Source organism: Streptomyces sp. NPDC088400 (assembly GCF_044753355.1).
Classification (GTDB): Bacteria; Actinomycetota; Actinomycetes; order Streptomycetales; family Streptomycetaceae; genus Streptomyces.
In genome coordinates this window covers 127,595-141,294 of record NZ_JBIVMZ010000013.1, presented here as the reverse complement: position 1 = coordinate 141,294, position 13,700 = coordinate 127,595, and the positions used below count along the sequence as shown (strand labels likewise).

Annotated in this window: 10 protein-coding genes; 7 read left to right on the top strand and 3 right to left on the bottom strand. The window is 70.9% G+C overall.

The features are described from left to right. The first annotated feature begins 149 nt into the window (after positions 1 to 149). The 4 genes from lanKC to ACIQD6_RS28660 all read left to right on the top strand — a co-directional run bounded on the left by lanKC (position 150) and on the right by ACIQD6_RS28660 (position 6,981). Entirely contained in the window at positions 150 to 2,798 is a 2,649-nt protein-coding gene (lanKC, locus tag ACIQD6_RS28675) for a class III lanthionine synthetase LanKC (RefSeq protein ID WP_401887765.1), read from the top strand. A 58-nt stretch (positions 2,799 to 2,856) separates the two neighbouring features. Continuing rightward, on the top strand, positions 2,857 to 2,988 hold the full coding sequence (locus ACIQD6_RS28670) for a SapB/AmfS family lanthipeptide (RefSeq protein ID WP_401887763.1): 132 nt from the start codon (positions 2,857 to 2,859) through the stop codon (positions 2,986 to 2,988). Between the two features lie 226 nt (positions 2,989 to 3,214). Next, positions 3,215 to 5,137, top strand: coding sequence for an ABC transporter ATP-binding protein (locus ACIQD6_RS28665; protein ID WP_401887760.1), 1,923 nt, complete (start codon positions 3,215 to 3,217; stop codon positions 5,135 to 5,137). Continuing rightward, positions 5,134 to 6,981 carry an ATP-binding cassette domain-containing protein gene (locus ACIQD6_RS28660; RefSeq protein WP_401887758.1) on the top strand — a complete coding sequence of 616 codons (1,848 nt, stop codon included), beginning with the start codon at positions 5,134 to 5,136 and terminating at the stop codon, positions 6,979 to 6,981. The genes ACIQD6_RS28665 and ACIQD6_RS28660 overlap by 4 nt, the downstream gene beginning before the upstream one ends. A gap of 79 nt (positions 6,982 to 7,060) precedes the next feature. Here ACIQD6_RS28660 and ACIQD6_RS28655 read toward each other — a convergent pair whose 3' ends face one another. Beyond that, entirely contained in the window at positions 7,061 to 7,669 is a 609-nt protein-coding gene (locus ACIQD6_RS28655) for a LuxR C-terminal-related transcriptional regulator (protein WP_401887755.1), read from the bottom strand. A gap of 308 nt (positions 7,670 to 7,977) precedes the next feature. Between ACIQD6_RS28655 and htpX the strand changes: the two genes are divergently transcribed. Further along, the gene (gene htpX, locus ACIQD6_RS28650) at positions 7,978 to 8,880 is read left to right on the top strand and encodes a zinc metalloprotease HtpX (RefSeq protein ID WP_401887752.1); all 903 of its coding nucleotides are present in this window, start codon (positions 7,978 to 7,980) and stop codon (positions 8,878 to 8,880) included. A gap of 118 nt (positions 8,881 to 8,998) precedes the next feature. Further along, positions 8,999 to 9,583, top strand: a complete 585-nt coding sequence (locus ACIQD6_RS28645) for a hypothetical protein (protein ID WP_401887750.1) — start codon at positions 8,999 to 9,001, stop codon at positions 9,581 to 9,583. A 95-nt stretch (positions 9,584 to 9,678) separates the two neighbouring features. On the opposite strand, the gene ACIQD6_RS28640 is transcribed toward ACIQD6_RS28645, so the two are convergent. Beyond that, a complete protein-coding gene (locus ACIQD6_RS28640; RefSeq protein ID WP_401887747.1) occupies positions 9,679 to 10,530 on the bottom strand; it encodes an SMP-30/gluconolactonase/LRE family protein in 852 nt (283 codons plus the stop codon). A gap of 192 nt (positions 10,531 to 10,722) precedes the next feature. Here ACIQD6_RS28640 and ACIQD6_RS28635 point away from each other — a divergent pair, with 192 nt between their 5' ends. Continuing rightward, entirely contained in the window at positions 10,723 to 12,288 is a 1,566-nt protein-coding gene (locus ACIQD6_RS28635; protein ID WP_401887745.1) for a purine-cytosine permease family protein, read from the top strand. 115 nt (positions 12,289 to 12,403) lie between these two features. Here the strand turns inward: ACIQD6_RS28635 and ACIQD6_RS28630 are convergent, their stop codons facing one another. Beyond that, a complete protein-coding gene (locus ACIQD6_RS28630) occupies positions 12,404 to 13,387 on the bottom strand; it encodes a LacI family DNA-binding transcriptional regulator (RefSeq protein WP_401887910.1) in 984 nt (327 codons plus the stop codon). Positions 13,388 to 13,700 lie beyond the last annotated feature (313 nt).

Genomic DNA, 13,700 nt, shown 5'->3' with positions numbered 1-13,700 from the left:
GCCTCATTTCGCCGTGTTTCATCACTGGTTACTCGTGCGTAGTCCATGTCGGAGAAGTGACATCGGCGACTGTCTCGCGTTTCCACCGCCATGACACGGTTGGCGCTGTCGCCGGCCGAGGGAGCGCGTGCGAACACGAGGGAGCGCGTGTGAACAAGGGATACGCCGTATTCTGTGATGCCGACCGGCATTTCTACGACTCACCGCACCGGCTGTCGTCCACCGTCGGCACGGGCCGTCAGGCCCCGTACGAGGCCGCTCTGCGGCCCGCCCCCGCCGGCTGGCAGCAGCACCGCACCGGCGACTGGCTTGCATGGCGCCCGCTGGACGGCCAACTGCCGTCCCAGGGCTGGAAGATCCATGTGTCGGCGTGTCTGGACAACGCCGAGTCAGTGCTGGACCGGGTCATGGAGTACTGCGTACCGCGCAACATCGCCTTCAAGTTCGTGCCGAGCAGATACCTGCTGCACACCCGCAACGCCAAATACGCGGACCGCGCAGCCAGCGGGAAGTTCATCACCGTCTACCCGGCGGGCGTCCTGGAGTGCGGCACGATCGCCTCGGAACTCGACAGCCTGCTGGCCGGTGAGCCGGGGCCGTACATCCTGAGCGACCTGCGCTGGGGCGAGGGCCCGGTCCACCTGCGCTACGGCAGCTTCACCCAGCGCAACTGCTACGACGCCGACGGCGAACTCCGCCCGGCCGTCGAGAACGGCGAAGGGAAACTCGTTCCGGACCTGCGGGGCCCGGTGTTCCGGATACCCGACTGGGTCGCCCCGCCCGCCTTCCTCCGGCCGCATCTGGAGGCGCGGAAGGCCATGACCGTCGCCGACCTGCCGTACACGATCGAGCAGGCACTGCACTTCTCCAACGGCGGCGGGGTCTATGCCGGCCGGGACAGCAGAACCGGCGAGAAGGTCGTACTCAAGGAGGCCCGTCCGCATGCGGGGCTGGCCGCCGACGGGGCCGACGCGGTGACCCGTCTCAAGCGCGAACAGGACGCGCTGGAACGGCTGTCGGGGCTGAGATGCACCCCCGAGGTCCTGGACAGTTTCGTCATGGGGGGCCATCACTTCCTCGTACTCGAATACGTCGAGGGCAAGCCCCTGAACACCTTCTTCGCCCGCCGGCACCCGCTGATCGACCCCGAACCGGGCGCCGAACGGCTCGCCGAGTACACCGCGTGGGCGCGCCGGATCCACGGCCTGGTCGAGGAGGCCGTCGCGGCGGTGCACGGGCGCGGGGTCGTCTTCAACGACCTGCATCTGTTCAACATCATGGTGTCCGAGGACGAGTCGTCGGTGGTGCTTCTCGACTTCGAGGCGGCGGCGCACATCGATGACAACGGGCGTCAGACCGTGGCCAATCCGGCCTTCGTCGCTCCGTACGACCGGCGCGGCTTCGATGTCGACCGGTATGCCCTCGCCTGTCTGCGGCTGGCCCTCTTCATACCGCTGACCAGTCTCTTCGCCGTCGACCGGGCGAAGGCCGCGCATCTGGCGGAGGTGGTGGCGCGGCAGTTCCCCGTCGAGCGCGCGTTCCTGGACGAGGCGGTGGCCGAGATACTCCGTGACCCCGCGAGCGATTCCGGCCTCGCGAGTACCGGTGGGCGCCCCGCTCGTACCGTCGAGCACCCCGCTCGTATCCCCGGGCCTCGCGCCGACGAGGGGCGGTATCTTCCGGCCGAGCCGGCCGACTGGCCGCGCAGCCGGGACTCCATGGTGAGGGCCATCCTCGCCTCCGCCTCCCTGGACCGCGAGGACCGCTACTTCCCCGGCGACATCGCCCAGTTCGCCACGGCGGGCGGCGGTCTGTCCTTCGGCTACGGCGCCGCGGGGGTGCTGTACGCGCTGGACGAGAGCGGCGCCGACCGGTGCGGGCCGGCGGAGGAGTGGCTGCTGCTGCGGAGCAAGCAGCCCGCCTCGGGCACACCGCTCGGTTTCTACGACGGCCTGGCGGGTCTGGCCTGGACACTGAACCGGCTCGGACATACCCAACACGCCCTGGAACTGGCCGAGCTGACGCTGGATCAGCCGTGGGAGGGCATCCCGTCCGATCTGCACGGCGGCGCCGCCGGTCTCGGTCTCGCACTGAACGACCTCGCGTCCCAGTCCGGGGAGTCCGCGCTGCACACGGCGGCGCTGCGCTGCGCCGACCTGGCGGCCCGCTCGTTGTCCGGCGATCCGGCCCGGCCGGGAGGCCAACTGCCCCGTGCCGGGCTGCTGCACGGCGCGGCAGGCGTCGCCCTGCTCTTCGTCCGCCTCTACGAACGCACCCGTGACACCGCGCTGCTGGACCTCGCTGCCGACGCGCTGCGGCGCGATCTGGCCCGGTGCAAGGTCAGCGCCGGCGGCACCCTCCAGGTCGACGAGGGCTGGCGGACGATGCCCTACCTGGGAGCGGGCAGTGTGGGCATCGGCATGGTGCTCGACGACTATCTCGCCCATCGCGCCGACGAGGAGTTCGAGCGGGCGCGCGGCGAGATCGTACGGGCGGCGCAGGCCACCTTCTACGCGCAGCCCGGCCTCTTCCGCGGCGCCGCCGGCATGGTGCTGTACCTCAGCCGTACGACAGCCACCGGACCCGGCACCGAAGTCGCCGACGTACGAAGGCAGATGGACGCACTCGCCTGGCACGCCATGGCGTACCAGGGCCATCTCGCCTTCCCCGGCGAGCAGATGATGCGGCTGTCCATGGACCTTTCGACCGGCACCGCAGGCGCTCTCCTGGCGCTCGCCGCCGCTTCGCACGAACGGCCGGCGCAGCTGCCGTTCCTCCCGCCGCTCAGGCGGCCCTAGAGCCGGCTCCTTCCGGGAGCCGTAACCGAGCACAACGTCCCCAATGAGAGGAAACATCATGACCCTTCTCGACCTGCAGTCGATGGAGACCCCGAAGGAAGAGGCCACCGGCGAGGTCGCGACCGGCGGCAGCCGCGCGAGCCTGCTGCTCTGTGGTGACAGCAGCCTGAGCGTCACCACCTGCAACTGACGCCAAGCGTCAACGCCTGTGGCTGACGCCGTCGGTCACAGGTCCCGCCGGAGGGTCAGCCCATCCGGCGGGTGGGGGTTGAACCTGCGCCACGACCGGCAGGGTGTGCGCCGTGACGGGGCAGACCCTGCCGGGAGGGGCACGTGGTCCCGGGCGGTTGACCGCCCGGGACCTTCCCGCCCCCGGAGAGCTTTCGTGCCCCTGGACCGGAGGAGGCCCCTCCCTGATGGTGTTCCCGCGTCGTGGCTCGCGCGGTCCCCGCGGCTCTCTCAGCGCCTCCGGCCCCCGCGACCCGTCGGCTTCGGAGCGGGCCGGCCGCGGTCTGCTGCTCGCCGCCGCCCGGCACAGCGCGGGCCGTACCTCGGCGGTGTTCGTCTGCTCCGCCGCGTCGGCCGTCGCGTCCCTCGCACTGCCCGCGGTCATCGGCCGGACGCTGGACCTGCTGCTGAACCGCGACGACGAGGCCGGTTTCTGGCTCACCCTGTGTGCCGTCGCGGTCGCCGCGGAGGTGCTTCTCGACGCTCTGGTCGCCCTGGTGAGCGGGACGGCCAACGCCCGGTCGACCGCCTGGCTGCGGGTCCGTGGCCTGAGCCGGTTCCTCGCGGCGCGACCGGAACACGGCGCCCGCTTCTCGCCCGGCGATGTGGCGGCCCGGCTGTCCGCGAACGCGACGGAGGCCGGCATCGCGCCGGTGACCGGTGCGTCCGTCGCCGCGTCGTTGCTCGCTCCCGCCGGGGCGATCGTCGCCCTGTTCCTCATCGACCTCTGGACAGCTCTGGCCTTCCTCGTCGGTCTGCCCCTGCTCGTCCTGGTGCTGCGCGCCTTCACCCGTGATTCCTCCGACAGCGTCGCGCGCTACCAGCGGGTGCAGTCGGACATCGCCGCCCGGCTCGTCGAGGCGCTGGGCGGGGCGCGGACCATCGCCGCCGCGGGCACGGCGGAGCGGGAGCGTGCCCGCATCCTCGCGCCCCTGCCCGAACTCAGCGCCCAGGGCGCGCGCATGTGGAGTGTGCACGGCCGGGCCGTCGCCCGCAGCGGCGTCCTGATGCCCCTCCTGACGACCGGGGTCCTGGCGGTCGGCGGCACCCGGCTGGCCTCGGGCGCGATCAGCGTCGGCGAACTGATGGCCGCCTCCCGCTACGCGGCGCTGGCCGCGGGTGTGGGCGCGGTCGCGGGTCTGCTCGGCTCGCTGGTACGGAGCCGTTCCGCGGCCCGCAGGACCGGCGAACTGCTGGCCCTGCCCGCCCTGACGTACGGCACCGAGTCGTTGCCGCCCGACGGGCCGGGCACGCTCGAACTGCGCGGGGTCAGGGTCGTGCGCGACGGCCAGACCCTGCTCCATGACGTGCACCTGGAGATCCCCGGGGGCGTCTCGGCCGCTGTGGTGGGGCGTTCGGGGGCGGGCAAATCCATGCTGGCCGCCGTCGCCGGCCGGCTCACCGATCCGGACGAGGGGCACGTACGGCTCGACGGCGTACGTCTGGAGGCTGTCGAGCACGGCCAGTTGCGCCGTGAGGTCGGGTACGCCTTCGAACGGCCGGTGCTGTTCGGCGACACGATCGGCGAGGCTCTGGCCTCCGGCGCCGAGCCGGTCCCCGCGAGCCGGGTGCGGTCGGCGGCGCGTGCGGCGAGCGCGGACGCGTTCGTACGACTGCTGCCGTACGGGTACGACACGCCGCCGGGCGACGCGCCACTGTCCGGCGGCGAACTCCAACGGCTGGGTCTGGCACGTGCGTTCGCGCACGCCGGGCGGCTGCTGATACTCGACGACGCGACCTCCAGCCTGGACACGGTCACCGAACGCCAGGTGGAGCGCGCGCTGGTCCAGGAGGTCCGGGCGGGCACCCGGCTGATCATCGCGCACCGGCTCTCCTCGGCGGTCCGGGCGGACCTGGTGATCTGGCTGGAGGAGGGGCGGGTACGGGCGGTGGGCCCGCACGCGGACCTGTGGCGGTTCCCGGCGTACCGCGAGGTCTTCGCGGTGCCGGAATCGGACTCGGTCCCGGTCCCGGTCCCGGTCCCGGAATCGGAATCGGAATCGGACTCGGCATCCGCGCACGTGCCGGTGCCGGTGCCGGTGCCGGACACTCCCGTACCGTCCGGGACAGGGCTCGCGGCGGACACCTCCGCGGAACGGCCCGCCCGGTGACGGCCGCGGATACGGCCGCCCGGAAGATGGACAGCCTGCACGCGAAGGGCCGGGACGCGGAAGGCCGGGGGGCGCTGCGCCGGATCCTGCCGCAGGGCAGGCGTTTCCTGCTGCGCAGAAAGGGTGTCCTGGTCCGGCTCGCCGGCTGGTCCCTGCTGGAGTCCGCGCAGACCTTCCTCGGCGGGTACTGCCTGGCACGGGCCCTCGACCGCGGTTTCCTGGCCGGACATACGGGAGTCGGCCTCGGCTGGCTGGCCGTGGCGGCGGCCGCGATCCTGGTCGGCGGCCCGCTCGTTCGTGGTGTCTTCACCCAACTCACCGCGCTCGTCGAGCCGTTGCGGGACGCCCTGGTCCGGCGGGCGGTGTCGCAGTCGCTGCGGCGGGCCGTGGCCGACCCCGCGCGGGCGGACGGCGGCGCGGTCTCGCGGCTCACCCATCAGACCGAGATCGTGCGGGACAGTTTCGCCGGGCTGGTGCTCACCGCGCGGTCCTTCGTCTTCACCACGGTGGGAGCGCTGGCCGGGCTGCTGACGCTGGCGCCGCAGTTCCTGCTGGTGGTCCTGCCGCCGCTGCTGCTGGGGCTGCTGCTGTTCCTCGCCACGCTCGCGCCGATGGCCACCGCCCAGCGGGCCTTCCTGGACCTGGACGAGGCCATCGCCGACCGGGTCGGCACGATCGGCGCCGGGCTGCGTGACATCGTGGCGTGCGGTACGCAGGCGGAGGTGGCGGACCGTACGGAGCGGCTGATCGACGCGGGAGCACGGGCGTCGCGCGTCCTGGCCCGCTGGGCGGCCGTCCGGACCCTGGCGCTGGGGGTGGCCGGCCAGCTGCCCGTGATCCTGCTACTGGCCGCCACTCCATGGCTGCTGGACCAGGGGGTGACGGCCGGCGCCATGGTGGGGGCCCTGGCCTATCTCGTCCAGGCCCTGTTGCCCGCCCTCCACACGCTGATGACGGCGCTGGGCGCGGCGGGTACCCGGCTGCTGGTGGTGCTGGACCGGTTCGAGGACGGTACGGCCGGTAAAGGAACCGCGGAGACTCTTCCCCCCATATCCGCGCCCCTCCCCGCCCGAGTGACGACGAGAGGCGGTACTCGGCGGGACGGCGGCGGACCGGGGTCACACCGGATGCCTCCCGCCGCCGAGGTCCGCTCCGTGACCCTGGCGTACGGGCCCGGTGCGCCGCCGGTGCTGGAATGTCTCGATCTGGTCGTCGAACAGGGCTCGCATGTGGCGGTAGTGGGCCCGAGCGGTATCGGCAAGTCCACCCTCACGGGCGTCATCGCGGGGCTCCTCTCCCCCGACCGGGGAACCGTTCTGCTGGCGGGCAGGCCCGTGTCGGGCCGGGACGCGGGCGACCTGGCGGAGCAGCGGGTGCTGATACCGCAGCAGGCGTACGTGTTCACCGGTACGGTCCGCGACAACCTGCTGCATCTGCGTCCTGACGCGTCGGCCGCCGAACTCGGCCTGGCCGTCGGCGCGTTGCGCGCCGACGGCCTGATCGAACGGCTCGGCGGGCTGGACGCCCCGGTCGAGCCCGCCAAACTGTCGCAGGGCGAGCGCCAGTTGCTGTCCCTGTGCCGCGCGTATCTGTCCCCCGCGCCCCTCATGCTCCTGGACGAGGCCACCTGCCATCTGGATCCGGTCGCCGAGGCGCGGGCGGAACTGGCGCTGGCCGAACGTCCCGGCACGCTGATCGTTGTCGCGCACCGCCTGTCCTCCGCGCGCCGCGCGGACCGCGTCCTGGTGCTGGACGGGACCAGGCCCGCGTACGGAACCCATGACGAGTTGCTCGTCCGGTCCGCGCTCTACCGTGATCTGGTGGGCCACTGGCAGAGCGGCTGACGGAGCCGGTGACAGAGACGGAGCCGGAGCCGACGACCACTGAGGACGGCCGAGCCGATGGCGGCCGGCTCGTACCGGCTCACAGCCAGCCCGCGCCCTGCGATATTCGAACGGCGTCCAGTCGGTTACGTCCACCGACCTTCCGTATGGCGGCCGCCAGGTAGTTGCGTATCGTCCCCTTGGAAAGATGCAGCGATCTCGCTATTTCATCGATCGGCGCCCCGTCGGCAGCCAGTGCGAGAACGCTCAGTTCACGTGGTGTCAACGGCATCTTCGCCGCCTGGAAGAAATCGAAAGCGAGCGATTCATCAATGAATCGCTCGCCTCGGGCGACTTGGTGTATGCCTTCCACTAAACGTCCCGGCTCACCGTCCTTGTTGACGTATCCAAGAGCTCCCGCGTCAAAAGCTTTACGGAGGGCCCCCGGCTTCCGCGCGGTGGTGAGAACCAGCAGCGCCGGCTCATGGTCCAGGTCACGGTGGGTGGGCCCCACTCCATCCCCTTCACACCCAAGGGAATCCAGACAGTCGATATCGGCCACATAGACATGGGGCGGAACCCCGTATGCCATGCGGAATGCCGTACGTCCACTTGCCGATGACACGTCCAGCTCCGTTTCCGAGCGTAACAATGCCACCAGCGCCGAGCGGATCAGCCCCACATTGTGCACAACAAGAACCCTGATCATGCCGCTACCCCCCTCTTACCACTGACTGCCAGTCTTACCACTGACGGCCGGCAAAACGTTTTTGTCGTTTACCCTGTTCTACCTCCTTCGCACACGCCTGGCTGCCCCTGTAATGCATTGAACACTCCGGCATGCGGCAGCAAGGGAGGCATTTCCCGGGGTTCTGTAAGCCCCGCGTACAGCAGTGCGCCGTCGTGCGCCCCCTAGCTGGCCTGCGACAAGTCCTACACCTTCCATATACCCGGCTTCCTCCGTTTCGCCGGAAAAGGAGGAAGATTGACAGAGGAGTGAGCGACTGGAGGGCGACGATGACAAAATCCCGCTACACCCCGGACCGGGGTCTGACCACACGCATGGTGACCACCATGTTCCTGATCGGTCTGCTCTATGTGGTCCTCGTCGGTGTGCTGATCGCCGTACTGCACGGCGCCTGGCCGATCATCCTGATCCTCGCGGGTGCACTGTTCATCGCGCAGTTCTGGTTCAGCGACCGCATCGCGGCCTTCAGCATGGGGGCGCGCGAAGTGACCCCCGAGCAGGCACCGGAGCTGCACGGCGCCATCGACCGGATCTGTGCGCTGGCCGATATGCCCAAACCGCGGGTGGCGGTCGCGCAGAGCGACATTCCCAATGCCTTCGCCACCGGCAGGAGCGAGCGCACCGCTCTCGTCTGTGCCACCACCGGCCTGCTGCGCAGGCTGGAGCCCGAGGAACTGGAAGGAGTCCTCGCGCACGAGATGTCGCATGTCGCGCACCGCGATGTCGCGGTCATGACCATCGCCTCCTTCCTGGGCGTGCTCGCGGGCCTGATCACCCGGTTCGCGCTCTTCAGCGGCCTCTCCAGGAGCCGGGGCTCCGACCCCGTCGGTATCGCGCTCATGCTGATACCGCTGGTCAGCGCGGTGGTGTACGCGATCGGCTTTCTGCTGACCCGGCTGCTCTCCCGGTATCGCGAGCTCTCCGCCGACCGCACCGCCGCGCTGCTCACCGGTCGGCCGTCGGCGCTCGCCTCTGCGCTGACCAAGGTGAGCGGCCAGATGGCGCGGATCCCGACGGAAGACCTGAGGAAGGCCGAACCGTACAACGCCTTCTTCTTCGTCCCCGCGTTCTCCTCGAAGGAGAGCCTGGGGCGGCTGCTCTCCTCCCACCCGACACTCGAACAGCGCCTGGACCAGCTCGGCCGTATCTCCGCCGAACTGGCCCGCCCGTAACGGCCGTCACCGGTCGTCACCATTCGTCACCGCCTTCACCGGCCGTGGCGGCCCTACCGGCCGTACTGGACCCGGCGGCGAAAAGCCGTCACCACAGCCACAGCGAGGAGCTGGTCACGTGGGCCTTCTCGACACCATCCTCGGCCGCAGCAAGCCCGTCCGCCCCAACCTCGATCAGCTCTTCGCCCTGCCGTCCGCCGCACTCACCCTCCAGGCCGGTGCCGGATTCGCGCCCACCGGGCTCGGCTCGGTCTGCTTCGCGGGCGTGGAGGGCGGTGGATTCGCGCGGATCCGCCAGGACGTACAGGAGCTGCTCGACGCGGACTCCGACCGGAGCGGCCCGCCCGTGTCGTTCAGCCAGGACGCGTACGGCTACACCTGGCTGCTGGCGCAGCGGTCGCCCGACGACACGGCCGCCCTGGTCAACGATCTGCACGCGGTGAACACACTGCTCCAGGACGGCGGCTTCGGCCCGCAGCTCCTCTGCTCGCTGCTCAGCTTCCGGGACCCCGAGCAGCGGTCCCTCGCTCTGGTCTATCTCTACAAGCGCGGCAGTTTCTACCCCTTCGCACCGCTGCCCGGCGCCGTCGAGAAGCGCGACAGTCAGCGAGAACTCCAGGTCAGGGCGGTTCTCGGTGATGACCTGCGGATCGAACCCGATCTCGCCCGCTGGTTCCCCGTCTGGGGAGCGCCGAGTCTGTGACCCGGGGGCATGACGGCGGGCGGCCCCGGCGGACGAGCTACCCGCCGGGGCCGCCCGCCGTCGGTGACCTGCCCGCCGGGGCCGCCCGCCGTGACCTACCCGGCGTACGGTAGCGGCGCGAGTCCGGCGATCCCCGGTCGCACGGTGAACACCGAGCCCGCCGCCGGGTCGTCGCCGTCCGCGATGTCCTGGCGCGAGGTGGTGATGAACAGCCGGCCGTAGTCGTCGTCGCCGAACGAACAGGCGCTGACCTGGCGGGCGTTGACCTCGACCACCTCGTCCAGGGTGCCGTCGGCCGTGTAGCGACGCACCGCCGACCCGCCCCACAGAGCGACCCACACGCCTCCTTCGGCATCCACCGTGATGCCGTCGGGGGCGCCGTCGCGGCGGTCGATCGTGACCCAGGGCGCGGGGGTGGAGAACCGGCCGGTCGACGGGTCGACCGTCACCCGGGCGACGGACTGCGTGGGGGTGTCGACGTAGTACGCGAAGCTGCCGTCCGGGGCCCAGGCGAGGCCGTTGGAAATGGTCACGCCGGTGTGCGCGACGGAGATGTCGCCGCCGGGAGTGAGCCGGTACACGGAACCGGCGCCGGGGCGGGCGTCGTAGGCCATCGACCCGCAGTAGAAGTTTCCGGCCGGGTCGCAGCCGCCCTCGTTCATCCGGACCCGGGGGTCGGACCACAGCTCGTCGCCACGGGTGACGGTGCCGTCCGCCGCTATCAGGACGAAGCCCCGTTCGACGGCCGCCACGATGCCACCGGAGCGCCGGGAGCGCCAGGCCGCCGCGACGTCGCCGACGTGCTGCCGTTCGTACGCGCCGTCGGCGTCGAAGGTGAGGATGTCCCCGGCCAGCATGTCGACGATCCTCAACTGTCCGGTGTTGGCGTCCCAGTTGGGCCCCTCACCGTGATAAGTGACAACTCCGGTCCACTGCTCGGCACGCATGGCGGGCCCCTCTCGTATCAGCTCCGGTGGTGATCACGGGCATGCTAGTGCCGCGACCGGCACTAGATGAGTAAGTCCGAAGTCGCCCCCATCCCCCACCCCGCGCCACCGACGGTTGCCGCTGGTCAGGGGCGGGACGCAGACTGTGGCCACGCCCCTGACCACGGGGCGATGCCACAGCCGGACCGGAGGATGAAGCCCGTGACCACGTCGATCACCGAGATCGAGACCCATGGCGTCGAACGCATACCGGACGAGGACCGGTCGGCCCGCCCGATCGACCTCTTCCGGCTGGCTTTCGGCGGCGCCAACACCTTCGCGACCTGCGTACTCGGTGCCTTTCCCGTCCTGTTGGGGCTGTCCTTCCTGCAAGGTCTCGCGGCGACCGTCCTCGGCCTGGTCGCCGGGGCGCTGCTGCTCGCCCCCATGGCGCTGTTCGGCCCGGCGAACGGCACGAACAACGCGGTCTCGTCCTCGGCGCACCTGGGAGTCCACGGCCGGATCGTCGGCTCGTTCCTCTCGCTGCTCACCGCCATCGCGTTCTTCTCGATCTCGGTGTGGTCCTCGGGTGACGCGCTCATCGGCGGGGCCCACCGGCTCGCCGACGTACCGGAGTCGGAGTTTTCGTACGGCGTCGCCTACGCGGTGTTCGCGGTCCTCGTCCTCATCGTCTGCATCTACGGCTTCCGCTTCATGCTGCTGGTCAACAAGGTTGCCGTGACGGCCGCGTCGGCGCTCTTCGTGCTGGGCGCCGTCGCCTTCGGCGACGATTTCGACCCCGGCTACGCGGGCACCTTCGCCTCGACCGCCGACCCGCTGTTCTGGCCGTCGTTCATCGGCGCCGCACTGATCGTGCTGTCCAACCCGGTCTCCTTCGGCGCCTTCCTCGGTGACTGGTCCCGCTACATCCCGGCCGCGACACCGCGCCGCCGGGTGATGGGCGCCGCGTTCCTCGCCCAGCTCGCCACCCTGCTGCCGTTCGTCTTCGGCCTGGCCACCGCCTCGGTCATCGCCACAAAGGCCGCCAAGTACGTCGACCCGGCCGCCCCCAACTACGTCGGCGGGCTGCTGGCGATCTCGCCCGGCTGGTACTTCCTGCCGCTGTGCCTGATCGCGCTGATCGGCGGCCTGTCCACCGGCACCACGGCGCTCTACGGCACCGGCCTCGACTTCTCCAGCGTCTTTCCGCGCTTCAGCCGGGTCCGGGCGACCCTCCTCATCGGGGCACTGTCGATCGTGTTCCTCTTCCTCGGCCGGTTCGCCCTGAACCTGACCCAGTCCATCTCCACCTTCGCGACGCTGATCGTCACCTGCACCGCGCCCTGGATGATCGTGATGGTTCTCGGCTATGTCACCCGCCGTGGCTGGTACGACGCGGAGGCGCTGCAGGTCTTCAACCGCCGTCAGCGCGGCGGCCGTTACTGGTTCACTCACGGCTGGAACTGGCGCGGGATGTCCGCCTGGCTGGTGTCCGCCGTCGTGGCGCTGCTCTTCGTGAACCTGCCGGGCCAGTTCGTCGGCCCGCTGGGCGACCTCGCGAACGGGGCCGACATCTCCCTGCCGGTCGGTCTCGCCCTCGCGGCCATGAGCTACCTCGGCCTGCTGATCGCGTTTCCCGAACCGCGCGCGGTGTACGGGCCGGACGGCCCCCGCCTCGTGCGGGCCTCCGCCGCCGACACCCCGCCCATCACCGACTCCCCGGGCGGCCCCGACGACCTCTCCGCCACCGCGACAGCTACCGCTACCGAGCACACCTGACCGGGACCGCCGGTCCCGGCCCACACACCACACAACCCTCGACGGCCCGGTGAACCTATGCGGTCACGGCACCAGGAGGACGTACCGAGGGGGAGGTGTTGATCACCGAGTCGGTTCAGGGCGGCGGCGCGGTGCTCCGGCGGATCACCATCCGGGTGGGCACCAGCGTGGTGCCGCGCTCGTCCGCGCCCGTGCCGATCTGCCGCAGCGCGCCCTCGACGCAGCGCCGGCCCACTTCGGCGAAGTCCTGGTGGACGGTGGTGAGCGGCGGTACGTACGAGCCCGCGTCCGGGATGTCGTCGAAGCCGACCACACTGACCTGGTCCGGCACCGTACGGCCGGACTCGTGCAGGGCCCGCAGCAGTCCGAGCGCCATCTGGTCGTTCGCCGCGAACACCGCCGTACAGCCGGCTTCCCCGGCCAGCCGGAGCCCGGCCCGGTAGCCCGATTCGGCCGACCAGTCGCCGCGCAGGGGTGGCGGCACCTCCCGGCCGGCCTCCCGCAGGGTGGCCCGCCAGGCGTCGGCCCGGCGCTGCGCGGCGAACGACTCCTCCGGGCCCGCCAGATGCCAGACCGTCGTATGGCCCAGATCCAGCAGATGCCGCACCGCCTCCCGGGCGCCGCCCGCCTGGTCGGTGTCGACCACGCTGTACCGGTCGCCGGCGTCGGAATCGGCCACCACCACTCCGACGTTGGGCGGCAGCGAGACGGTGGCCGCGTCCAGCAGATGGACCTCCATGATGACGATGATGGCGTCCACCGCCAGCTCGCCCAACCGCGTGAAGGCGCCGCGCACTTCGTCCTGGGTCGGGACGGCGACGGGGAGCAGGGTGGTGGCGTACCCCTGCTGCGCCGCCGAGGTGGCGATGGCCTCCAGTGTGCGGACGTTACCGGTGGTCGAGAGCGTGAACAGGATGATGCCGATGGTGCAGAACTCGCCCCGTTTCAGCGCGCGGGCCGCGCTGTTGGGCCGGTAGCCCAGTTCCTTCATCGCCGCGATCACCTGCTGTCGCGTCGACTCCACCACGCCCTGGTGGCCGTTGGAGACACGGGAGACGGTCTGCGAGGAGACCCCGGCCAGCCGGGCGACGTCCGCCATGGACACTCTGCGCTGCCGGCGCGGCGGCGCCTCGGCCACACCGGCCGCCGGTGGACGGCCGCCGTCCGTCTCCGCGCTGTCCACGCTCTTCTCCACCCGTGCCCTCACGTTCCTCGTCATCAATTCGGCCGTCGGCCCCGCCCTCGATCCGGCCGTCAGTCCCGGCCGTCCCGTTCGACCCGTCGGCCGTCCGGCAGGGGGCTCTGCCGTCGGCTCAACTGGCTCTGTCGAGGATCTTGACGCCCTCCAGTGCCCGATGTAAGCATCCCATTAACCAATGTTTACGTAAACATCGTGGTGGTCGGCACATCGG